Origin of the sequence: Lactococcus taiwanensis (assembly GCF_017068355.1) — a bacterium.
GTDB lineage: Bacteria > Bacillota > Bacilli > Lactobacillales > Streptococcaceae > Lactococcus > Lactococcus taiwanensis.
This window is the reverse complement of sequence record NZ_CP070872.1, coordinates 615,955-639,098: the sequence shown is the minus strand read 5'-3', so window position 1 is coordinate 639,098 and position 23,144 is coordinate 615,955. Positions and strand designations below refer to the sequence as shown.

Genomic DNA, 23,144 nt, shown 5'->3' with positions numbered 1-23,144 from the left:
ATTCAGCACATGAAAATTGAAAAAATAATTAATCCAATTGCTCAGGAAAATACTTACCTCCTGAGCAATTCTTCTTTTAAACTCATTATCGATCCAGGAAGTGACCTTTCGGCACTGATGGAGCACATTAACCTTACTGACAGCCCGGTCAGTGGAATTTTACTGACCCATGCCCATTTTGATCACATCATGGGCTTAGAAGCACTCAAAAATGCTTTTCCAGCGGCTCCTATCTTTCTTCATGAGGCCGAAAAAGATTGGCCTAAAGATCCTTATTTTAACGCTTCAGCACTCCTCCTTGGACGCGAGGTGACAGCTCCCAAAGCTGATCATTTTTATAAATTTAATACTTCCTATGAGCTATCGGGCTTTAAGTTCCGCATTTTAGAAACACCGGGACATTCAATAGGAGGAGTAAGTTTAGTTTTTGATGAGGAGGGGCTTGTTTTTACTGGGGATGCTTTACTTAAAAATGCAATCGGACGCTGGGACTTACCAACTGGCAATCACAATCAACTGATTGATGCAATAGAAAAACAGCTTTTCACCTTGCCAGAGCATTATATCGTCTTACCTGGACATGGCCCTCAGACCACGATTGGTACAGAAAAAACTTTTAATCCCTTTTTCAAATAAAAAAGTTACTGACCGCATAGTCAGTAACTTTTTTCATTTATCGTGCCTTTGGTCAAAAGAGAAGGGCTTAGACTTGAATGGTTTGGCCAGGGTGAATCATTTGGTTAAGACTAAAACCATTAATGGCTGCCAACTGGTCTGCAGTCATTCCATGCGCCGTAGCTATCGAGTAAAGGCTATCGCCGTTTTGGATAGTATATGAAGAGGTACTTACAGTACTTGTGGAAGTCGTGCTGCTTGTGCTTGAAATTTGTAAACTTTGTCCGACTTGTAACATTGAATTCACATCGCTGATTCCATTTATTGCCATCAGTGCCGAAACAGAAAGGCCATTTTGTTCGGCGATTGAGTAAAGACTATCGCCAGATTGGACAGTATAACTTCCTGCTTGAGCACTTGATGTTGAAGTGGATGTCACACGAGTGGCACTCGCTGTACTGGCTGTTCCACTCACCTGTAAAACTTCTCCCACATGGATGTCATTAGCATTTTCTAAACTATTAGCTGATACTAACGCTTTTACTGTGGTGCCATATTGAGCAGCAATAGCTGAAAGCGAATCTCCTTCTTGAACTTTGTAGGTACCTGCTGCGTTTGTTGATGCTGAAGAAGTCGTTGTAACTGATGTGGTTGTGACTGAAGTCACACCAGCAGAGATTTGTCCTCCCTCGTCATAAGCACTTAGACCAAGCTCTGCAATGATGCTGTTAAGCTTAGAAGCGTAAGTAGGATCAGTAGCATAACGTCCTTCGAGCCAAGCTGTTGCATCCAAATAAGAGCTGGTATTTTCACGCCAAGCCCCTGAATAATAAGAAGAACTTCTTAAGAGTTGTGCTTGGGCCACACAGGCGTCATATAGCGAAGCATAAGCTTGGAAAGGTTCAACCACATTGACCATAGCACCGTCTACGTATTCTTGGGTAGGAAGGTATACAGGATTTCCAGAAGTATATTTGACCCCAAAAATATTATTATAATTGCTAGCTAAGCCACTTTGACCACTACTGGACTCTAAAATACCTTGTGCAATCATTACTGATGGGTAAAGCCCGTAGTCATTAGCGACAGGGACAGCAGCATTGATAATTTCTTGGACAGATGAGGCTTGGGCCTTAACTCCTCCGAGACCTGCAAGTGCGACTATTGATGCACCTAAAGCGAGTTTATGTTTTCGTTTCATTTGTTTTCCTCATAATAATTACAAAATAAATGTGGTGCCTCTGCACCGTTTATAAATATACTTACTTCTAGTATAAAAATTTTCTAGCCATTTGTAAAGTGTTTCTCTCATAAATTTTTATTAAGGTCGTGATAAAGGATAACGTGAGCAAATTTTTACAATTCGTTTTATAATAGAAAGAGATAAAAAATGAGGTGAAAAAAATGACACACATTTATAAAAACATTACCGAATTAATCGGACAAACGCCTATTGTAAAACTGCACAATGTTCCAAAAGAGAGTGCAGACGTCTATGTGAAACTGGAAGCTTTCAATCCTGGTGGTTCAGTCAAAGACCGGATTGCACTAGCTATGATACGAGCAGCGGAAGCTGATGGTCGTTTGAAACCTGGTGGAACTATTGTTGAGCCTACTTCTGGTAATACAGGAATTGGTCTTGCATTTGTGGGTTCAGCGCTCAGTTACAAGGTCGTCATTGTCATGCCAGAAAGTTTTTCACTTGAACGTCGCAAACTCATTCAAGCCTATGGTGCCCAACTTGTTTTAACCCCTGCGTCTGGTGGGATGAAGGGCGCGATTGCTAAAGCCGAAGAATTAGCAAAAAACGAGGGCTACTTTCTTGCAATGCAATTTGAGAACCCCGCCAATCCTGAGATTCACGAGAAAACGACAGGAGCAGAAATCATTGATGCTTTTGGTCCCACCGGTCTTGACGCCTTTGTCGCTGGTGCAGGGACAGGAGGAACCATTACCGGAGTCTCTCATGCACTCAAAAAAGCGAATCCTGACGTAAAGACATACGTGGTTGAAGCTGATGAATCAGCCATTCTCTCAGGAGAGACTGCAGGTCCACATAAAATCCAGGGTATTTCGGCTGGGTTCATCCCAGGAAATTTGGATACACATGCTTATGATGAAATCATTCGTGTCAAAGGTGACGATGCGATTTTAACCGCCCGAAACTTAGGTGCTAAGGAAGGCTTCTTAGTCGGAATCTCTTCCGGGGCTGCTATCTATGCTGCGTTGAAAGTTGCTAAAGAATTGGGACAAGGTAAAAAAGTATTAGCGCTTGCTCCGGATAATGGAGAACGCTACCTTTCTACCACACTGTATGATTTCGAAGATGAAAACTAAGTTGCGCGTCTTTAAAAAGTTACTGACCAAGCTGTCAGTAACTTTTTTTATACTTCCCGACGGACATGACCTTGTTCAAATAATTGTCCCCACGTCATCGTTCCTAAGACATCGCTATTAATCACCTGATTAAGTCGGCTAATGTTAACGCCATTTGTACTGGTCGAGTCATGTAAAATAAAGCCTCCCCCAAGGTAAATTGCTGCATGCTGTTCTTCTTCTGTTGCATCATCAGGAGTGATGAGTAAATCACCACGCGTTTTATCTGTCCAACTTTGTGACGTTCCTGTTTGTGCGAGCAGTGTGGTGGATGCAGCAAATTGATAAACAAGTGATTGACCACCCAAGCGATACATTTGCGCAATAAAACTTGAGCAGTCAAATTCATTATTAGCTACCGAGTCATCCGTCCGTCCCCCACCGTAAACATAAGGACTTTTTCCGACTAATTTAAGACCGGCCGCAATGGTTCCTTCAATAACCTGATTCTTTGTTTTCAACTTACTAGCAACAGCTTGATAAGCTTTGACCACATCGTCAGTCCCGTCTTTCTTTGTAAAGTAGTAATAATAGCCATCAATTTTCTTTAAACCATACTGCATTTTCCCAGTCTCAGGACTAAAATAAACAGTCCCCTTATCAAGCGTGAGCAGTCCTGTCTTCATTTTACCTGTAGAGGGGTCAAAATAGTAGGTGCTTCCTTTTATTTTTTGCAAACCCGTTAGCTTGGTCTGCTTCAAATAAGCATAGGTCTGCCCTTCATTTTTTACAAGGGTAACCGAATCACTTGAACTCGTTTTTGATGTGGACTTACTCAGGGTCGTTTTTCCCCAAAACACGAGTATAACGAGTAAGCAGGCAATTGTGACCAACAAGCCTGCTTTTTTCTTTATCCCATTTTTTTGCAATGAATTTTTTTGGTGTGCATTTCTTCGTTTTCTCATCTTTACTTTATACCATCTCTTGTTTAATGACAGCTTAATAAGCGAAGAAACAAAAAAGCCACCCTTGAGATGTCTTTTTTTTTACTGACAGGCTGGTCAGCCGCTCACTTTTTCTAATTCTTGATAAATTTGTCTAAAAACAGTAAGAAATTGCTCAACTTCAGCCATATTGTTTGTGCTATCTAAGGAGAGACGTACTGCGCTCGTCGCGAGTTTATTGGCAACATTCATCGCCACAAGCGTTCCAGCTGCTGCATTCTTCTTTGAAGAGCATGCTGAGGTAGTTGAGATAAAAATATCATGTTGCTCAAATGCATGCACCACAACCTCACCTCTGACCCCGCGAATACCAAAAGTTAAAATATTAGGGGCAAATCCTTCTTTTTGGCTAAAGAGAACAACTTTATCGTGTTTTTTTAGCTCATTTTGAATCACTTCTTTCATCGCAGCAACTTTCTCACGCTTGAAAGCTTCATCTGTCAGCGCTAAGCGCAACGCTTTAGCCGTCGCAGCAATTCCCGCTAAATTTTCTGTGGTTGAACGCCGATTGTGCTCTTGTCCTCCGCCATGAAGAAGAGGAACTAAACGCTTACCTGACTTAGCAATGACTATCCCCACGCCGCGCGGACCATGAAATTTATGCGCGGATAAGGTAGCAAAGTCAACCCGTGACGTAAGCCAATCTGCAACGGGGATTTTCCCAATGGCTTGTACAGCATCGACATGAAAAGAAATCGTTGGTTTATCTTTCAGTAATTCTGACAAAGCTGCAATAGGTTGAATTGTCCCCACTTCATTGTTTACTGCCATTACAGAAATTAAAATCGTTTCTGCTCGAATCAATTTTTTTAGAGCTTCTAGATCCACTGCACCTTGTGCATCTACGGGAGCATAATCTACCTCAAACCCTTGAGTTTTGAGCCATTCAGCAGTATTCTTGACGGCAGGATGCTCTACACTCGAAACAATAATATGATTTCCATAAGGCCGCTTTTCAAAGGCCACTCCTTTTAAAACCCAATTATCCCCTTCTGTTCCACCACTCGTAAAATATACCTCTTCTGCTTTTATGCCCAGCAATTCAGCAATTTGTCGCCGAGATGCTTCTAATAAGCGGGTTGCCGTAGTGCCTAAACTATGCAAACTAGACGGATTCCCCATAATTTTAGTTGAGACTTCAGTAAATGTCCGTAACACTTGTGGATCAATTGCTGTCGTCGCACTATTATCAAAATAAATCATTTTTTCATTCCTCATTTTCAAAATCAAGTACTATTTTATCACAAAACAAGGCAAATGAACGAGAGAAATAAAAAAATCATTGCAAGTATCAGTGCAGCTTGCACTAACACCACAATAAAATCCAGTGAGATGGTTCTTTTGGTTTGGAATTGAAAAGCACTCCTTTCATTTTTCAAACAAAAAGAACCATGAAAATTCATGGTTCTTGATGTTTTATTGCGTTAATTATTTAACAGCGTCTTTCAATGCTTTACCAGCTTTGAATGCAGGGACAACTGTTGCAGCGATTTTAATTGCTTCACCAGTTTGTGGGTTACGACCTTCGCGAGCTGCACGTTCACGAGTTTCGAAAGTACCGAAACCGATCAATTGAACTTTTTCACCTTTTGCAAGGAATTCAGTGACAACTTCACCAAAAGCGTTTACTGCTTTTTCTGAGTCTTTTTTAGTCAATCCTGTTTTTGCTGCAACTTCAGCGATAAGATCTTGTTTGTTAGCCATTATAAAAATGTCCTCCATTTGTTTTTTACCTTAAACCTTAGGCAGTTTTCATTTTAGCAAATCTTGCCCCACATTGCAAGTCAAAATGCCGTTTTAAGCCGTTTTTCAGGCTTTTTTCATGAAATCAAAGACGAAATTTCCTTTGACCAAATCAATTTGATTTGCCTTCAAATAAAGATCCGATGCTAATTTGACTTTTGGCAGATTAATAATGAGCTGACTGTTCTTACTATCTACTTGTACAAAGTTAGGTAAGTTGTAAGATTTAAGCATCGCAAGGATATCTGAGGTTGGTAAACTCAAGTTTCCAGCGGAGATACTCTTCACTGACAAACTGACAGAGCCATCAGCCAAAGCTAAGGGTTCAAAATAGATATAAAGCGGGATTTTAGTACCAAAGAGCTGATAGGAAGCTTCAAGCACTGCTTCTTGTTCAGAGATATAAAACTTATAGGACATTTCATCAGTCTGATAAGGTTCTAAATAACTATTGATTAGCTCATTCAACTGTTCTGTTGTACTCGTGATCTGGGCTACTTTTTGATCTGACGTACTCGTTTGTTTCTGAGTAAGCACTGCTTGGTCACGTGGCATCATTACCCTAACAGCTACAAATAACACCCCTGCCAGATTGATTGCAAGCAAGATGAGAAATAACCATTTCCAAATAGGGTTTTTGGATTTAGAAGTTGGCTCTTTTTTCTCTTTGCTTGGTTTGGGATTCATTTTTCTTGTTTTTCGTGCTTGTGTTTCTTGATTTTCCATTTTTTCCCTATTCTAGAAGATTCATTTGTTGTTTAATTTTTAAAACTCTAGTTGCAGCCTGATGAATTTTAGTAGCAAATTCGGGCTCCGACTCCGCTTTAGCTATGACATGAGTGACCATCTCTGGAAGCTGAGCGGGATCATTGGCCAAAACCATATCATTCCCCGCCTCTATAGCAAGGCTGGCGCGTTGAGCAGGTGTCCATGCTTGAACCTGTGCAGCATTCGACAAGTCGTCTGTAATAACCAAGCCTTTAAACTTTAATTTTTCACGTAAAAGGCCCTGAACAACTTGACTTGAAAAAGCTGCAGGCATCTTGTCATCAAGTTGCGTATAGATAGCAGTAGCGGTCATGATTGAGGAAATATTTTTCTCAATCAGCTGCTCAAAGACTTTTACTGACGGGCTGGTCAGTGATGTCTTAGTATCCTGCACGTTTGCCGTAGTATCGGTATTGCCCCTGACAGCTCCCAAACCTGGAAAATGCTTCGCCGTAGTTAAAACCTGTGCTTCTTTCATTCCATCCGAAAAAGCTTTGGCGTGGCTCACAACTTCATCAGGAGTATAAGCGTACTGACGTCCCCAATAACCAATTGGAGCATTGGATGGCGCAAACTCAGCAGAAGCCACAAGATCCGCTACAGGCGCTAAATTAAAGTTCACACCAGCCGCTGCTAATGCACTGCCCCATTCGCTCGCTTTACTTTTCAAGGTTTGCGGTTGCCAAGTTCCTTGTGTGATGCCATCAGGAATTGCCGTAAATCCTTCTCCTTGTAGTACTTGAACAGCGCCCCCTTCTTGATCACAGGCAATCAGAAGTTTGCGGTGCTCAGGCGCCAAATCTTGTAGGCGAGTGGTCAATTTTTTTGTCATTTGTACGCCAAGTGTTGAACGTCCTGTCAGGATGACGTTTCCCACCTGTAAATCTCTTAGCGCATATGCTGTGGCTTCATTGTAATCAGCAGCAGGCATTCCCACCATAAAGAGCTGACCCACTTCTTGGGCCAGTGAGAGTTTTTCTGAGGGTACCTTTTCTCTTTTGACAGATGAGTCAGCATTTTTGATGCTAGACGAACTGGTTTTTTTCACCTGTTCGGGGTGAGACTTCGTCTTTAAGTTAAGCCCTACAGCAGCAAGTGCAACAATGATCAATGCAAAACCTAATCCAAAGAGACCAAGCTTATTTATTTGTTTTCTTGGCCTTTTTTTCATTTAACGATTGACCTCCTTATAACTGGCATACACTGCATCTGCCATAATTTGATAACCCGTATTATTTGGATGGAAATGATCCCCAGTATATAAAAGATTATTTGCCACAGATTCTGAGGATGTACTATCCGACTCAACAGCTTGTGTTCCTGTTCCCTTATAAAGCAGATCATTAATTGGGACAAAATAAGTATTTTTTTCTTTACTGACCGTACTTTCAGTCGATTTGTTCCAACTATCCACCACATTTTGCATCACTGTCATCTCTGGAAAGTTAATATAAAAGGGATTATAGATTCCTAACACATAGATCTGTGCTTTCGGATTGTCTTGTCTTATTGTATCTAATAATTTTTTAACCCGCTTTTGGTAAGCCGCTTCGGGTTTGACGAAATCTTTTTCACTCATTGTTGATAATTTTGTCACATTATCACGTAAAACCTTCATCAAATCGTTGCCACCAACCGTCAAAGTGATCACATCCGCCTTCTTTAAACCTTTAGTTATCTTCTTTTGCTTTAACATACGGTTATAAATCTGCGTGCTTGTATCTCCCGCCTTGCCAAAATTCTGGCTAGTGACCGAACTTCCTGTGCCGTTTTCAATCGCCTTAGCAAATAAAGGGACAAATCCACCTTGCGTTGTAGCATCGCCTACCCCTTCGGTCAAAGAATCCCCAAGAGCAGCATATTTAATTTTCTTCTGTGTAATGACCGTTCGTTTTTCACCTGAAAAGCGATTTCCCGCCTTTGGAAACACTAGCCAAAATACACAAAAAATGAGCAAAATTGCCAGCAAAAAGCCGGCAAATGTACGTAAGAAGTTTTTCATTATTTTTTCTTGTAATCTTCCTTTCAGTCAGAATGAAAATTACAATTTATTCCTCTCATTCATAATCAATCATAATCGCCCAAGCGCCAGGACCAGTATGTGTTGCAATGGTTGTATTCGTATCCATTATAGCGATTGGTTTCTCTACAAATTTTTGCAGAACGTCTCTTGCTTTTTGAGAAAATTCAAGCCCTTGAGCATGAGAGATGCCAATTTCTCGAATTTTACGTCCTGAAGAGCTGATATGATTTGCCAATTCATCTAACCATTTATAAAAGGTCTTATTACCCCGTCCACGCAAAAGAGTGTTGAGCTCGCGATTTTTCAAATCGCCAATTACCCGTACATTTAAAAGGCTACCAAAAAGTCCCGTCATTCGGCTGACACGACCACCTTTTACGAGATTTTCTAAGGTTGAAAAACCAATATAAAGCTCGGTAGATTGACGAATATGGTCGACCTTTTTCAAAATTTCAGCCTTAGTTGCGCCCGCTTTTGCCATACGAGCAGCTTCAACCACCTGAAATTTTTGCGCTTGGTCGGTAAAATCACTATCAAGGACCGTCACATCATGTCCAGAAAGCATCGCTCCCTGCCGTGCGGCTTCAACTGTTCCTGACAAGGTCTCCGTCATATGAATCGAGATAACCTCATCTCCTTGCGCTGCAATATTTTCATAAACTTCTGCAAAGACACCTACCGGAGGTTGACTTGTTTTTGGAAGATTTTTCGTTTCAGCCATCTTGACCATGAAATCTTCAAACTTCAAATCTTCATCTGAATACATGACCCCATCAATGGTTACGGATAACGGAACGATAGTAATGTCAAGTTCACGAACAAGCTCTGGTTCAATCGTAATGGATGAATCTGTCACAATTTTTACTGGCATATTTACTATTTGAACTCACTTATTTCCTGAATAGAAACTCGCAGGTTCAATTCCTTTTCTATACAATTTGTGCTATCATATATTATAACAAATTTTCAGTTGGAAAGAGCAAAAAAGGTTGAAAAACATATTTTTTTGACTTCATAACTTCACTTAAATTTGCTTGACCAAGGGATAAACGACAATAATCGGAGAAAAAAGATGGAAACACAAAGTTCAAGAACTTATCAGATTCTTAATGAAATATTTAATGCAATTACGCATGGCATTGGTGTAGGCTTATCTATTGCTGCGTTAGTCTTACTCATCTTAAAAGGAGTGGCTTCTGGTTCTGCCCTTGCTGTAACAGCTTTTGCCATTTATGGTGCTTCACTGGTCATGCTTTTTCTCTTCTCTACCTTAGCTCACAGTCTTCACTTCACTCGCGCCGTAAAAGTTTTTCGTGTTTTTGATCATAATGGTATTTACCTTCTAATCGCAGGAACTTATACTCCCTATTGCTTAGTTGCTCTCAACAATTGGCTCGGTTGGATTGTATTAGCTATTATTTGGATTTGCGCCATTTTGGGAATTGTGTTGACTTCAATTTACTTACCGAAGTGGGGAAGAACTCCTAAATTATCAACTATTTTATACGTTGTACTTGGTTGGATGATTTTGATTGTGATTTATCCCCTTTGGCAGGCAATTGATCCTATTGGTTTTTGGCTTCTGGTTCTTGGTGGAGTGGTTTATTCTGTTGGTGCTGCTATCTATCATTTTCGATTTCCCTTTGCTCATGTGGTCTGGCATTTGTTTGTCTTATTGGCAGCTGCACTTATGTTTATCTCGGTGTATGGCTACGTGGGATAGTTCATCTTAAATAAAAAAGCCCTCTTAGTGAAGGCTTTTTTTATTTGTAGACAGACGCTAAAACATACCCCTCAAGGCGTTTAAGGAGTTGCTGAGACTCCTCGACGTACAATGTCGTTTGTCGAGTGGTTTTGGTATCTGCAAAATGAAGGATAACTTGATGGGGTCCTGGATATTCTTTTAAAAGCTGCGAAATTTTCTGATTATGCTGTCCATTGGACACATTCAACCAAAGTTTTCGGTCTGTTTCAAAAACAGGTACTAAACGCTCAGCTACCATTTGTAGTGCATCATTGCGTTCAGTAATTTTTCCAATAATAAAGTAAAAGTTCCCCGTTTCAAGCACAGCCATAACTTGACGATAGTTTTCAGGGAATAGGGTTACATCTAATTTCTCACGACTATCTGTTACTGTCAAAAAAGCCATTGTTTGACCATTTTTTGTACGATGGGTCCGAATTGTGCTTACTTCGACTAAGAGCGTCGCTCGCCTATTTTTCTCTAAACTAGTAAGGGGGGTAAAATTCCCCTCCAGTTTTGCTGCCAAGCTTTGCAAAGGATGAGGAGTAATTCCTATCCCTAGGAGACTTTTTTCATATTCGTATTTTTCAGCTTGCGTATAGTCGGGTGCAGCTTGATAACTAAATTTTAAAAGACTGTTTTCAAATAAATCCATCTGAAATGTTTGATGATAGTTAATCAAAGCTTCTAAATTCGCTGCAAGCTGGCCACGATTAGGGCCATCAGTCTCATCGAAAGCGCCGATGCGTACCAAGGGTAAAATCATTTCAACTTTTTGGAAATTTTGTGGCGCCTGCTTGATTAAAGCGCTCAAATCCTCGAACGGCTGATGTTCAACTATCCAACGTGAGAACTCACGAGAAAATCCTTGAAGATGTGCAAAACCTAAACGAATCTTCCCCTGTTTAACAAAATCACCCATTTTCATCGTATTAATTGAAACGGGAACAATACGGTAGTTTTGTTCTAGCGCATCCCCTAAAAGTAGCTCTCGTTTACGGTCTCGAAGCTGTATTTCATAAAATTCATCAGGAAAATTAGCCTTGAAATAAGCAATCTGAAAAGCCAGAGCAGCATAGGCATAAGCATGTGATCGATTAAAACCGTAATTGGCAAAACGTTCAATCAAGTCATAAATGGTTTCTGCCTGTTCTTGACTATGTCCGTTGCTTATGGCAGAGTTCAAGAATTCTACACGTAGTTCCTCTAACTCATTTCCCTTTTTTTTGGAAATGGCCCGGCGTAACAAATCAGCTTTTCCTAAAGAAAATCCCGCAAAAGATTGCGCTACCTGCATGATTTGCTCTTGATAAATCATGATACCATAGGTAGGAGCCAAGATATCAGAAAGGGCATCATCGACCACTGGTACTCTCTCTTTTCCATGCCGACGTGCTACAAATTGGGGAATGAACTGTGAAGGTCCTGGCCTAAAAATAGACGTGGCATCCACAATGTCATCAAACTTGCTAGGGGCTAACTGGCGTAAAAAGCGACGCATTTGTGGGTTTTCAAACTGAAAAATTCCCAAGGTGTTTCCTGCACGAAATAGAGCCAACGTTTTTTCATCTTCCAGATCTATTTCGAGCGGATCAATATCTAACTTTTGGCGTGACTTTACTAACTCTCTTATCCGAGTAATCAAAGTGAGATTTCTTAAACCAAGAAAGTCAATTTTCAAAAGCCCAATTGCTTCAACATCGGGTGCTTCGTATTGAGTTAGGGCGAGATCTTCCGAAGGTTTCAAAGCCACGTAGTTGACTAGAGGTTCTTCTGATAAGACGACACCCGAAGCATGAGTAGAAGTCTGACGTGGCATTCCTTCAATGCGCTGCGCTACCTCATAAATACGTTTGAGTTTTGCATTTTTTAACACTTCTGCCTTAAATCTTTGATTATTCGCATATTCATCAGCAAGATGATCATAACGTCGCATAAGCATACGAGTAATGTTACTCAACTCTGCCTCACTCATCCCAAACGCCTTCCCTACGTCACGTAGTGCCTGACGTTTTCCTAAGGTTGAAAAAGTAACAATCTGTGCCACGTGTTCGGAGCCATAACGATTTTTCATATAAGCCAAAAGATCCGCGCGGCGGTCATCTGGCATGTCTATATCAATATCTGGCATCGCAACCCGTTCTGGATTGAGAAAACGCTCAAAGAACAGATTATTTTTTACTGGATCTACTTGCGTGATTCCCAAAACATAGGCTACAAGTGAGCCAGCCGCAGAGCCTCGCCCCATTCCGCAATAAATCCCTTGTTTTTTTGCGTAGCGCAATAAATCAGCTACAATCAAAAAGTAATCATCAAACCCCATCTGATGAATCACTGTTAGTTCTGATTCTAACCGTTTTTGGTAGTTCGGAAGGGCTGCTTCATCAACCCCTGATGCTACTCTAGCTGACAGACCTGTCAGGGCCGTTTCACGGAGTAATTCATCAGCTGCTCGCTTTTTATCAAAACGTGGTAATTCTAATTGTTCTGTAAAATCATAGTTAATTCCCCTTGTCAGGGCTGACAGATTTGTCAGTGCTTCAGGAAAATGTTGTCGAAAATACTGCTCATATCCCTCGGGTCTTTGTAAAAGTTCCCGATGGCTTGTGGTTAGTGTTTCATCAAAGCGTACCCCATCTCTCACCGCATGAAGTATAGACAAGAGCTCATGATCCGAAAAATTGAGATAGCGGACGGTTGGAAAAGCAAGGACGGGAAGAACAAAAGAGGTCCCGATAGGCGTCGTTTGATCTATACCCACGTAAGCACCCTCAGCTATTACTGACAGTCTGGTCAGTTCATTGAGCTGACCGTAAGCTTCAGGAATAACCACAGCCACTCCCGCCAAGAAAGCTTCTATCTCTGTAAACTGCCTCCTCCCATAATTATAAAGAGTGGAAATCCGTAATAAATTTTTGTAACCTTGTGTGTCCTTAGCGATAAAAGAAAAAGCAATAGGGATGCCTTGCCATTCAAACGTTAACTCTGAACCTATCACAGGCTGCAAACCTAGCGCTTCTGATTTTTTCACAAAACGAAAAGCAGCATGGAGATTCCCAACATCGCAGATACCAATGCTTTCATAACCTAAACGCACAGCAGTTTCCAGATAATCATCAATTTTGACCATACTATCTAAAAAGCTGTATTCTGTTTTTGTATTAAGTGGTGTGAACATGCTTCTCCTTTCGTTGATGGGTCTAATTTGCTACTGACCAAGCTGTCAGTAAGCTTTTGAACACATTACTAAGTCCTTTACTTCTATTATACTTGATTTCTAGTAAAATTCCGCTTATTTTATCATTAAATAAAAAAAGCTGATTGCCTTATTTCGAGTGAGAAACATTACATTTTCATAACATCTTTTTTGATAGCGCTCTAATCCTTTACTTAACTTAGTGTTAAGTTTTTTACTTATGTCAGCAAAAAACCATGTAACAAGCTTTCATGACCTTTCTTTTTAGAAAGAAAAAGTTGAATATGTTTTTCTGTCATTTTGTTACGCTAAAAAAACTTAATGATAATTAAAAATAATTTTTTCAAAATGAAAACGCCAGACATTTTAAAAAAATTTTCGCCAAATAGCTCTAAAAAATAGGTTTTTTCTACTCTATTTTAAAACACTTTCTGAGGAAGAATTATAGGTGTAACATATTTCTAATTTTTAAGCCAGTAAAACGACTTCGTGCCAGTAAAAACCTTGCTTTTTCCCCTTAATTTTTTCAAAAATTTGAAACCAAAAACCCATTTGACGTCAAAAGTTTTTTACATTATAATTGACGAGCTGTTGTTTCCGAATGTCTTTTTTTAGACCAATACAGCAATAAAAAAATTTATAGAACAGGAAAGGTATAATGACAGTGCTAGTTTTAGCTGGAACAATTGGAGCGGGCAAAAGCTCGCTTACGGAAATGTTGGCGGAAGAATTAAACACGCAAGCTTTTTATGAAAGTGTCGATGACAATAAAGTCTTGCCCTTATTCTACGAGAATCCTCAAAAATATGCCTTCTTATTACAAATATATTTTCTTAACAAACGCTTTGATTCTATCAAAAAAGCGTTATCCCATAATAACAATGTCTTGGATCGTTCCATCTACGAAGACAGCCTTCTTTTTCATCTGAATGCGGACTTAGGTCGAGCCGATGAAACTGAGGTTGAAGTTTACGATGATCTCCTCCAAAACATGCTCGAAGAAATCGATAGTCTTTCTTTCAAAAAAAGACCTGATCTCTTAATCCACGTCAAAGTTTCCTTTGATAAAATGCTTGAGCGCATACAAAAACGTGGCCGTGTCTACGAACAACTGGACTATGACCCCAGTCTCTATGACTATTATAAAGAACTCAACAACAGATACGACAAATGGTTTGAAACATTTAATATTTGTCCCAAAATCCAGATAGATGGCGATCGGTATGATTTTGTTGAAGATCCTACCGCCCGAACAGAAGTTTTACGCCAAATCAAGGAAAAATTAAAAGAAATAGAAGGAGAAAGAGCTTAATGAATGTCACAGTATTTTTATCGTCCCGCGATGGAAAAAATCCCCTCTACAAAAAAGCAAGCACCCACTTAGGTGCACGCCTTGCCCAAAGCGGGCATACTTTAGTGTATGGAGGATCTAAAGAAGGTTGTATGGGCGCTATTTCTGATGCAGCCCTCTTACATCATGGACGCGTGATTGCCGTTTACCCTGATGGCTTTCTCCCTCTTGAACCGCCCCGTCAAAATGCTAGTCAGCTTTATCTGACTAAAAGTATGGATGAGCGCAAACGCAAGTTGATCGATCTTGGCGATGCGTTCGTAGTAATGCCCGGCGGTTTTGGAACAATGGAAGAAGCTTTTCAACTTCTTACCGAAATGGCTATCAACCAAACACGCATACGCCCTGTCATCTTCGTCGGAAAAACTTTTTATTCTTCCCTCTCTCATTTTATTCAACTTCAACTTAAGGAGGGGATGCTTTCTTCAGAGGTAGCCTCAGCCATGCACTTCGTAGATAATATTGAAGAAACTATAAATCTATTAGGAGAAAATCATCTTGAACAAGCAATTTAGCCAACCTGTCAAAGTTTACCTTGCCGCTCCCTTTTTCAGTGCTCAACAAATCCAAAAAGTAGAGCAACTAGAACAAGCATTAGAAAAAAACCAAACCGTTGAAAGCTTTTTTAGCCCCATGCGGTGCCAACATCCAGAAGGCTTAGCTCCTGATGTTGCACAATATACTCCTGCATGGGCAAAAGCAACCATGGAAAATGATGTCAAAGAAGTCGATAAAGCAGATGTTATTGTCGCTATCACAGATTTTGATGGTCAAGATACAGATTCAGGAACAGCTTGGGAACTCGGCTATGCGATTGGTACAGGTAAACCAACTTATTTGCTCCGCTATATTGAGGATCTTCCTACCAACATCATGCTTACCGAACGCAATACAGCTTTCTTCACCCATCCCGAGCAAGTCGAACGTTATGATTTTCTCACTTCTCCATCTATCCCTTATGACGGAAAATATCAATAACCATTTATTTTTTATAGACCGGTTTCACCCAAGTCTTTATTCCCTTTATTAAATCGTCTTAAATTTGAAATTTAAGTTAATTTGTATTATACTGGACTCGGATATAAAAATAATGGAAAGAAGCGTAAATATGAAACTTATTGTGACACTTTTCTGGTCTCTTGCACTGGGGCAAGTCGTTGGTTATGTGGCAACTGCCCTTGCTGGCGTTCCAGACCCTGAACTTTGGACAACCATCGTTTCACTTGTCTTCGGTCTTTTTGTCTACCTTTTCCAAGCAGTAGCTATCGAAAAAGAAGCTAAAGCCAACTAAAAATACGACATTCATACGTATTAAAAACAGAAAAGAAAGTTTCTTCCCATAGAAGGAACTTTCTTTTTTTACATTATGGCTTGCAAATCTGAGAAAAAGCTTTATAATTTAATGTGGAACAAAATTCCGCTTAAAATAAACTTAACGAAAGGAGAGCGCTCAAGCTTTGAAAGGTCGACCCAAACCCGCATTAATAATTGCTTATTTTGTCAAATTGACCAAGTCTGGCGCTCTTCTTGCGCCAACTTTCTCTAAAAACAGTTAAACACTTGATCTATTTTACAAAACAAGATTTTATCGTTCAACTGAAGCTTGAACCATGCTATTAAATGGCTCCAACTCCAATAAATAAAAACAAAGTTGTTTGTCTCGTTAACGGACGGATTCACCGTGTATCAGGTGGTGACTTTCTCGAGAACCTCGATCCAAGTCTACAAACAGTTATCATGCGGGATTATCCCGAAGCAACACCTCATGATTTTATCTGTAATGAACACCAGGTTAAATTTCGTCTGGAGGTCTTAGACACCCTATTTCACCTTGATCTTCAAAAGAATTTCACGGTAAACGATCAACTTAATGAAGAACTCATGAAGGCTAATTTTGAGATTCATGACGTTGAAGAACAACTTCAGACCCAAGAAACCATCGGTGAACGTGTCGCTGATAAAGTTACTGAATTCGTTGGCTCTTGGGCTTTCATTATCACTTATCTCGCCATCCTCGTTGTATGGATGTTCGTGAATGTTACAGGACTTTTTGGAGTAGAATGGGATAAATACCCTTTTATCTTACTCAATCTTTTCCTATCAATCACTGCAGCCATGCAAGCCCCACTCATTATGATGAGTCAAAATCGTGCTGCTCACCACGACCGTCTTTCAGCTAAGAATGACTTCCAAGTCAATGTCAAATCTGAAAAAGGAGTCGCAGCACTTCATGAAAAGCTAGATCACTTAATGATGGATGACCAAGCCTCTAATATGCAAATCCAAAAAATCCAAACTGAAATGCTTGGGGATATCCAGATTTTGCTTAATGAAGTTTATCAACAAAATCAAGATATTCGTGAGCGTCTAGATGACGTCGAAGATCAACTTGATGATTTTGAAGAAACGCTTGACAACATTGAGGAAAACACTGATGATGAGGAAGAAGAAAACCTCAATACGAATTAAAAATACTGCAAAGGCAGTATTTTTTATTACTCTCTAATAAAAAAACCTGACTTACCGTCAGGTTTTAATTTCTTCTAATTCTCAACAGCAGCTTTTACAAATGCTGCATACAGTTCTTCTGCATGATTAGGACGAGATTGAAGCTCTGGATGATACTGAGCAGCCACAAAGAATTTATTTTCTGGGATTTCGACGATTTCAACCAAACGGTTATCAGGCGAAACTCCTGAGAATACAAAACCGGCTGCTTCGTATTGTTCACGATATTTATTGTTAAATTCATAGCGATGACGATGGCGGCGTTGAATTACTTCCGCACCATTGTATGCTTCTTGTGCTTTAGAACCTTTTTTGAGTTTTGCAGGATACAGACCTAAACGAAGGGTTCCACCCATCTCTTCCACATCCACTTGATCACGCATAATATCAATAACAGGGTATGGTGTTTCAGGGTCTAACTCAAAAGAATTAGCCTTTTCTAGCCCGAGCACGTGACGCCCAAACTCCACGCAGGCCATTTGCATACCAAGACAAACCCCCAAAAATGGCACATCATTTTCACGAGCAAATTTGATAGCCGCAATCTTACCTTCCGTACCGCGATGACCAAAACCTCCTGGCACAATCACACCTGAGGCATCTTTCAACCGCATTGCCACGTTTTCATCGGTCAACTCATTCGCGTTAACCCAGTCTACATGCACTTCTGTGTCAAGTGGAAAGCCACTGTGTTTTAAGGCTTCAACCACAGAGATATACGCATCTGGCACCTCAATGTATTTACCAACCATCGCAATATTAACTTTTTTCTTCAAGTTCATAACTTTATCGACCATTGCTGACCATTCTGTCATATCGGCAGCTGGTGCAGTAAGGTTTAAGTGATCACAAACGACTTGATCCATATTTTGCTCTTGTAGATTAAGTGGGATTTGGTAAAGATGTTCCACATCTAATGATTCAATAATCGCTTCAGGTGCAACATCACAGAACATGGCAACTTTATTTTTCATCTCAGTTGTTATTGGAACTTCGGTACGCAAAACAAGCATGTTAGCTTGAATTCCCATTTCTCGTAAAGTTTTAGTAGCATTTTGAGCGACTTTAGTCTTCAACTCTCCTGCTGCGCGCAAATTGAGGATAGGAACGGTATGAATGTACATCACATTATCAGCACCCATATCATTTTTCATCTGGCGAATCGCCTCAATCATTGGCATTCCTTCCATATCTCCAACAGTCCCGCCTACTTCTGTGATAATTACGTCTGCATCACTCGTGGTTGCAGCGCGCATGATTTTATCTTTAATCATATCGGTAACGTGTGGAACCATTTGAACTGTTGCACCAAGATATTCACCGCGGCGTTCTTTTTGAAGGATTTCATTATAAACTTTACCAGAAGATACAGAAGAATACTTGTTCAAATTAATATCGATAAAGCGTTCATAATGTCCTAAATCAAGGTCTGTTTCAGCTCCGTCATTTGTAACAAAAACTTCTCCATGTTGGTAAGGGCTCATAGTCCCTGGGTCAATATTAAGGTAAGGGTCAAATTTTTGGACTGCAATTTTAAGTCCACGATTTTTGAGTAAGCGACCAAGTGAAGCAGCGACAATACCTTTACCCATTGACGAAGTCCCACCACCAGTGACGAAAATATACTTTGTTGACATCTAAATCTCCTCTTATCTTTATACACAACAGAAATAACTGGGAAAAACAAAAACAGCTCCCCAGAGGGGAGCCTACCGTTACTGATTTTTTATAATAAAAAACCAGTGCCCGAAAATAATTATATCTGAATTTTTGTTTTTTGTCAAAAGGCAGTTTTTATCTTTTTTGGAAACCTGCCTTTTAGAGGCCAACAAGTCACTCCTTACTTCACCCTTGGGCATGATAGGCCTCTAAAAATGTTTCTTGTAAGTTATTTTTAAATGCAATACCAAAATCTTCTAAAACTTTTTGAAGCGCATATAGACTGTAAGCTACTTTATTGGGTCTCGCATTTTCTCCCATGTGCCCAATTCTTAAAACTTTACCTGCCAAATAATCAAATGATCCTGTGATCATCACGCGGTAATTCTCACGCATTTTTCTTAAGATTTCTTGGTCATTCAGACCTTCTGGCACTTTAATAACAGAAACGGTGTTTGAATAGCCATTCTGCAAATAAAGTTCCAAAGGAGAATTTTCAATGGCTTGTCTTGTCGCATGACCAATCATCGCATGACGTTTCAAAATTTCTTGGTCGGCAAGAAGATTATCGATCGCTTGATCTAATCCATAGAGATCAGAAATTGGCATGGTATAAGGAAACCACTTTTTTTCATAATAATCTTTAAAAGTAAGGAGATTACAATAAAAACTTGCGATGGGGCTTTTTCTCTCTGTCATCGCTTGGTAAGCCGCTGTTGAAATCGATGCAATTGTTAAGCCTGGTGGAGCTGAAATCACTTTTTGAGAGCCACCAAGAGCGATGTCAATTTGCCACTTATCAACTTGTAACTCTTCACCACCCATTGCCGCAACCGAATCAACAACGGTTAGAATGCCATATTTTTTTAATAGCGGACAAATCCTTGAGAGGTCATTTAAGACGCCTGAGGGTGTATCACAATGAACGACTGTTGCATATTTAAAGTCATGATCTTTTTCTAAAAATTTTTCTAGAATTTCTAAGGAAAATGCTTCTTTTTCTGAACTCTCCAGTAGAATTGCTTCACCTCCGTAAAGCTCAATGAAATCACTAAAGCCATGACCAAAAATACCATTATCAAGCACAAGTACGCGGTCACCTTTTTCGGTTAACGAAGCACAAGCCGCTTCTAATCCTAAAATTCCCTCACCAGCTAAGACTCTGACATCGTTTTTAGTTTTTAAAAATTGGGCAAGTTTACTACAAGTTTTTTTGTAAAAGTCATAAAAGTCTAAATCAATATCTGGATTCGTTGTTGCCTTTGCTCTTGCTAATCGAACATTTTCAGCCACCTCAGTCGGACCTGGGGTCATGATTAACATCTCTTTCATTTATTTGTACCTCGCACGTTCTCCACCAATGAGTTTAGGACGTGATTTAAGAGCTGTTACATGAGCGCCACCAAGTTCTCTTAAAATTGGACGAACGGGAATTTGGACGTGTTTTACGTGCATTCCAATACTAGTATCACCAATATCTAAACCGGCTTGGGCAACAATATGTTCTACCTCAACTGGAGATTTAAAGAGTTGGTAGGCGGCAACTTGACCACTTCCACCAGCGTGGAGTTGCGGAATCACAGAAACGATTTCCCAGTCTTTTTTTTCGGCTAATTCTTCTTCAATGAGTAAGGCACGATTAAGATGTTCACAGGCTTGGACCGCCAGATAAATTCCTTTGTCTGACAAGGTCTTGTGTATGACAGAAACAATGACCTGTCCGATTTCGCTAGAACTGGCATGGCCAATTAAACCACCATTTACTTCTGATGAAGATAAACCAAGAACAAAGACTTGACCAGCTTTAATTTCTGTTTGTTTGATGACATCATCGATAATGACTTGTGTGTCTTTTTTAAGCTTTTCTAAATCCATTTAAAATACCTGTCCTTTCAATGAGCGGGCTTAAGACTTTTGCTAAAGCAAAGCCAACCACAACTTGAATAATATTTACCCAAAGTCCCGCAATGGCTGAACCCCAGCCATACATTAATCCACCAACAATAAAATATCCTCCAACCATAAAGACGAGACTGACCAAAAAGTTAAGCCATTTGTATCTTGTCAATCCTGCGAGATAACCTTGCCCGCCATGAATAATTAAGCTGAAAAACATGTAGTTACTGTAGCCTGCAGTCAAATCAAGTAGAAAGGCTGCAAAGCCCCCAATTATTGCCGCCTCTCGTTTACCAAACAGAAAGACTGCTGTATAAATACCGACATCCAAAAGGGTTAAGATATTACCGGCTGAACCTGGAATAGGGAAGGTAAATAGGCGACCTAGAACAAAAGTGACTGCTGTCCAAATCGCAAGTAAAGTTAATTTTTTGATATTGCTGTTGTCCATGAGTTTCATCTCCTACTTTTCCTAGAAGTTTGGTTTACTTTTGGAAATTTAATTTTTATTTTGAAAAACACCATATTCATTTGCATTTTGAATGGCTTGATAAACGAAGTCTTTTGCATTCTTGACTGAATCTTTAAAGGGGTGATTATCAGCCATATTAGCCGCAATTGATGAGGCAAAGGTACAACCTGCTCCGTTGTTATTATTTTCTATAATCGGGCTTGATAATTCATAAAAAGCTTTTCCATCATAAGCAAGGTCAATGGCTTGTTTTTGGTCAAAGCGATTTCCTCCTTTGATGACGACATTTTTTGCTCCAAAATCATGCAAAAGTTTGGCTGCTTCTTTCAGCTCTGATTTACTTTTTACTGACAGCCCTGTCAGTATTTCTGCTTCTTTGAGATTCGGGGTAATTACAGTCGCCAAAGGAAAAAGTTGGCTGATGAAAAGGTCACGCATTTCATTGACCGAATAGTCAGCATTTTCTTTAAAAACAATGACGGGGTCTAATATAATTGGAATATCAGCTTTCACTGACAGAGCTGTCAGCCAGTTTTTTGTCAGTTCAAGTAGTTCTTTATTGGGTAATAGACCTATTTTTATGGCTGAAAAGTCCACATCGCTTAAGCTTTCCAACTCTTCTTGAAAGAGTTCTTTTTCTACTGGATGAACAAAAAATTTATCTTCTTTGACAGTTACAATGCTCGTTAAGGCGCAAAAGCCATAAAGTCCATTGGCTGCAAAAGTCGCTAAATCAGCTTGCATTCCGCCTCCGGATAGGATATCTGAACCTGCAATTGTTAGAATTTTTTTGCTTTCATTTAAATTCTTTGGCATCTTCTCTCCATTAATTTTACTGACAGTAACTTTTAGATGTCAGTATTTTCCGCATATTTGACTTCTTTCAAATATAAACCTTCAGGTGCTGCTGTTGGTCCTGCAAAAACTCTATTTTTAGAGGTCAATATTTTATCTATTTGGCTGACAGGCATTCGGTCATTACCAATTTTAATGAGTGTTCCAACCATGTTTCGCACTTGTTTATACAAAAAGCCATTGCCACGAAAAATAAATTTGAAATTTTCTTCGTCAAGACGGATAATTTCTGCCTGATAAATCGTTCTTACTTTGTCATCAACTGATGAACCCGATGCTGTAAAACCTGTAAAATCATGTTCTCCAACCAACTTTGATATGGCTTCTTGCATCCGCTCAAAATTAAGTGGATAGCGAAAATAGGCTTTAGAATGCCTTTGAAATGGACTTCGTGTAATTGAATTTTCGAGATAATACTCATAGGTTTTTTCATGCTTTTGATACCTTGCATGCCAATCATCTGGGACAAGTTCCACTTTTTTTACTGCAATATCTGCTGGGGTTTGCGTGTCTAAACCAAATCGCAAACGTTCCAAATCACGAACTTTACCCTTTAAATCAAAATGAATGACTTGGCCAAAAGCATGAACTCCAGAATCCGTTCGGCCTGAGCCTTGTAAAATAACTGGCTCAAAAGAATTTAACTTCGTCAGTACTTTTTCAATTTCTTCCTGAACGGTTCTTTGATTTGTTTGGCTTTGAAAACCTGCAAAATCTGTGCCATCATAGGCTATTGTGGCTTTGTATCTTGTCATTTTTCTATTATAGCACAATTTTTATTAGGACTTTATGTTGTTTTTTTAAGTCGGCTGTTCCTTTTTGATAAGAAAGTTATAATTTATTTAATACAAGATAAGAGGATAAAAAAATACCCCACTACGAAGGTGGGGCGAGGTTTGGCACCATGATCCGAGGGGGATTCGAACCCTCGACCGTTCGCTTAGAAGGCGAATGCTCTATCCAGCTGAGCTATCGGACCAAATCTTGTATCCGT

The 23,144-nt window shown here is 39.8% G+C and carries 23 protein-coding genes and 1 tRNA gene; 8 read left to right on the top strand and 16 right to left on the bottom strand.

Translation table 11 applies throughout. The features are described from left to right. Positions 1-9 precede the first annotated feature (9 nt). Complete coding sequence (locus JW886_RS03190; protein ID WP_205872299.1) at positions 10-636, top strand: MBL fold metallo-hydrolase; 627 nt, start codon at positions 10-12, stop codon at positions 634-636. Positions 637-703: 67 nt separating this feature from the next. Here the strand turns inward: JW886_RS03190 and JW886_RS03185 are convergent, their stop codons facing one another. Then, entirely contained in the window at positions 704-1,816 is a 1,113-nt protein-coding gene (locus JW886_RS03185) for a LysM peptidoglycan-binding domain-containing protein (protein ID WP_205872298.1), read from the bottom strand. A 203-nt stretch (positions 1,817-2,019) separates the two neighbouring features. Here JW886_RS03185 and cysK point away from each other — a divergent pair, with 203 nt between their 5' ends. After that, positions 2,020-2,952 (top strand): cysteine synthase A, encoded by a 933-nt coding sequence (gene cysK / locus JW886_RS03180; protein ID WP_205872297.1) that lies wholly within the window; start codon positions 2,020-2,022, stop codon positions 2,950-2,952. Between the two features lie 47 nt (positions 2,953-2,999). On the opposite strand, the gene JW886_RS03175 is transcribed toward cysK, so the two are convergent. The 7 genes from JW886_RS03175 to JW886_RS03145 form a co-directional block, all read right to left on the bottom strand. After that, positions 3,000-3,896, bottom strand: a complete 897-nt coding sequence (locus tag JW886_RS03175; RefSeq protein WP_205872296.1) for a C40 family peptidase — start codon at positions 3,894-3,896, stop codon at positions 3,000-3,002. Positions 3,897-3,992: 96 nt separating this feature from the next. After that, positions 3,993-5,138 carry a cysteine desulfurase family protein gene (locus JW886_RS03170; RefSeq protein ID WP_205872295.1) on the bottom strand — a complete coding sequence of 382 codons (1,146 nt, stop codon included), beginning with the start codon at positions 5,136-5,138 and terminating at the stop codon, positions 3,993-3,995. Between the two features lie 225 nt (positions 5,139-5,363). Then, positions 5,364-5,639 (bottom strand): HU family DNA-binding protein, encoded by a 276-nt coding sequence (locus JW886_RS03165; protein WP_010905402.1) that lies wholly within the window; start codon positions 5,637-5,639, stop codon positions 5,364-5,366. A 105-nt stretch (positions 5,640-5,744) separates the two neighbouring features. Beyond that, positions 5,745-6,404, bottom strand: a complete 660-nt coding sequence (locus JW886_RS03160; protein ID WP_082272281.1) for a YpmS family protein — start codon at positions 6,402-6,404, stop codon at positions 5,745-5,747. A 7-nt stretch (positions 6,405-6,411) separates the two neighbouring features. Then, complete coding sequence (locus tag JW886_RS03155) at positions 6,412-7,617, bottom strand: glycoside hydrolase family 3 protein (RefSeq protein ID WP_205872294.1); 1,206 nt, start codon at positions 7,615-7,617, stop codon at positions 6,412-6,414. Then, entirely contained in the window at positions 7,618-8,448 is an 831-nt protein-coding gene (locus JW886_RS03150; RefSeq protein WP_075524692.1) for an SGNH/GDSL hydrolase family protein, read from the bottom strand. Positions 8,449-8,503: 55 nt separating this feature from the next. Next, a complete protein-coding gene (locus tag JW886_RS03145; protein ID WP_205872293.1) occupies positions 8,504-9,340 on the bottom strand; it encodes a DegV family protein in 837 nt (278 codons plus the stop codon). Positions 9,341-9,541: 201 nt separating this feature from the next. On the opposite strand from JW886_RS03145, the gene trhA reads away from it, so the two are divergent. Next, positions 9,542-10,192, top strand: a complete 651-nt coding sequence (trhA, locus tag JW886_RS03140) for a PAQR family membrane homeostasis protein TrhA (protein WP_200407104.1) — start codon at positions 9,542-9,544, stop codon at positions 10,190-10,192. A 40-nt stretch (positions 10,193-10,232) separates the two neighbouring features. Here trhA and JW886_RS03135 read toward each other — a convergent pair whose 3' ends face one another. Continuing rightward, entirely contained in the window at positions 10,233-13,391 is a 3,159-nt protein-coding gene (locus tag JW886_RS03135; protein ID WP_205872292.1) for a DNA polymerase III subunit alpha, read from the bottom strand. Positions 13,392-14,067: 676 nt separating this feature from the next. Between JW886_RS03135 and JW886_RS03130 the strand changes: the two genes are divergently transcribed. From JW886_RS03130 to JW886_RS03110, 5 genes are all read left to right on the top strand, one after another. Next, positions 14,068-14,721 (top strand): deoxynucleoside kinase, encoded by a 654-nt coding sequence (locus JW886_RS03130; RefSeq protein WP_205872291.1) that lies wholly within the window; start codon positions 14,068-14,070, stop codon positions 14,719-14,721. Next, positions 14,721-15,275 carry an LOG family protein gene (locus tag JW886_RS03125; RefSeq protein WP_075524697.1) on the top strand — a complete coding sequence of 185 codons (555 nt, stop codon included), beginning with the start codon at positions 14,721-14,723 and terminating at the stop codon, positions 15,273-15,275. The genes JW886_RS03130 and JW886_RS03125 overlap by 1 nt, the downstream gene beginning before the upstream one ends. Continuing rightward, positions 15,259-15,738, top strand: a complete 480-nt coding sequence (locus JW886_RS03120) for a nucleoside 2-deoxyribosyltransferase (protein ID WP_200407101.1) — start codon at positions 15,259-15,261, stop codon at positions 15,736-15,738. The genes JW886_RS03125 and JW886_RS03120 overlap by 17 nt, the downstream gene beginning before the upstream one ends. 112 nt (positions 15,739-15,850) lie before the next feature. Continuing rightward, complete coding sequence (locus JW886_RS03115; RefSeq protein WP_082272282.1) at positions 15,851-16,051, top strand: YjzD family protein; 201 nt, start codon at positions 15,851-15,853, stop codon at positions 16,049-16,051. A 329-nt stretch (positions 16,052-16,380) separates the two neighbouring features. Then, positions 16,381-17,229, top strand: coding sequence for a DUF1003 domain-containing protein (locus tag JW886_RS03110; RefSeq protein ID WP_075524700.1), 849 nt, complete (start codon positions 16,381-16,383; stop codon positions 17,227-17,229). A gap of 74 nt (positions 17,230-17,303) precedes the next feature. Here JW886_RS03110 and JW886_RS03105 read toward each other — a convergent pair whose 3' ends face one another. The 7 genes from JW886_RS03105 to JW886_RS03075 form a co-directional block, all read right to left on the bottom strand. Then, entirely contained in the window at positions 17,304-18,905 is a 1,602-nt protein-coding gene (locus tag JW886_RS03105) for a CTP synthase (protein WP_075524701.1), read from the bottom strand. Positions 18,906-19,113: 208 nt separating this feature from the next. Beyond that, positions 19,114-20,259: a pyridoxal-phosphate-dependent aminotransferase family protein gene (locus tag JW886_RS03100; RefSeq protein WP_205872290.1), complete on the bottom strand. Its 1,146-nt coding sequence runs from the start codon at positions 20,257-20,259 to the stop codon at positions 19,114-19,116. Next, the gene (locus JW886_RS03095) at positions 20,260-20,802 is read right to left on the bottom strand and encodes a TIGR01440 family protein (protein ID WP_015425875.1); all 543 of its coding nucleotides are present in this window, start codon (positions 20,800-20,802) and stop codon (positions 20,260-20,262) included. Then, positions 20,783-21,283: an ECF transporter S component gene (locus tag JW886_RS03090; RefSeq protein WP_205872289.1), complete on the bottom strand. Its 501-nt coding sequence runs from the start codon at positions 21,281-21,283 to the stop codon at positions 20,783-20,785. Before JW886_RS03090 ends, JW886_RS03095 begins: the two co-directional genes overlap by 20 nt. A gap of 39 nt (positions 21,284-21,322) precedes the next feature. Beyond that, positions 21,323-22,111 (bottom strand): bifunctional hydroxymethylpyrimidine kinase/phosphomethylpyrimidine kinase, encoded by a 789-nt coding sequence (locus JW886_RS03085; protein WP_205872288.1) that lies wholly within the window; start codon positions 22,109-22,111, stop codon positions 21,323-21,325. Between the two features lie 32 nt (positions 22,112-22,143). Further along, positions 22,144-22,905, bottom strand: a complete 762-nt coding sequence (gene truA, locus JW886_RS03080; protein ID WP_205872287.1) for a tRNA pseudouridine(38-40) synthase TruA — start codon at positions 22,903-22,905, stop codon at positions 22,144-22,146. Between the two features lie 150 nt (positions 22,906-23,055). Beyond that, positions 23,056-23,129 (bottom strand) — tRNA-Arg (locus tag JW886_RS03075). Positions 23,130-23,144 lie beyond the last annotated feature (15 nt).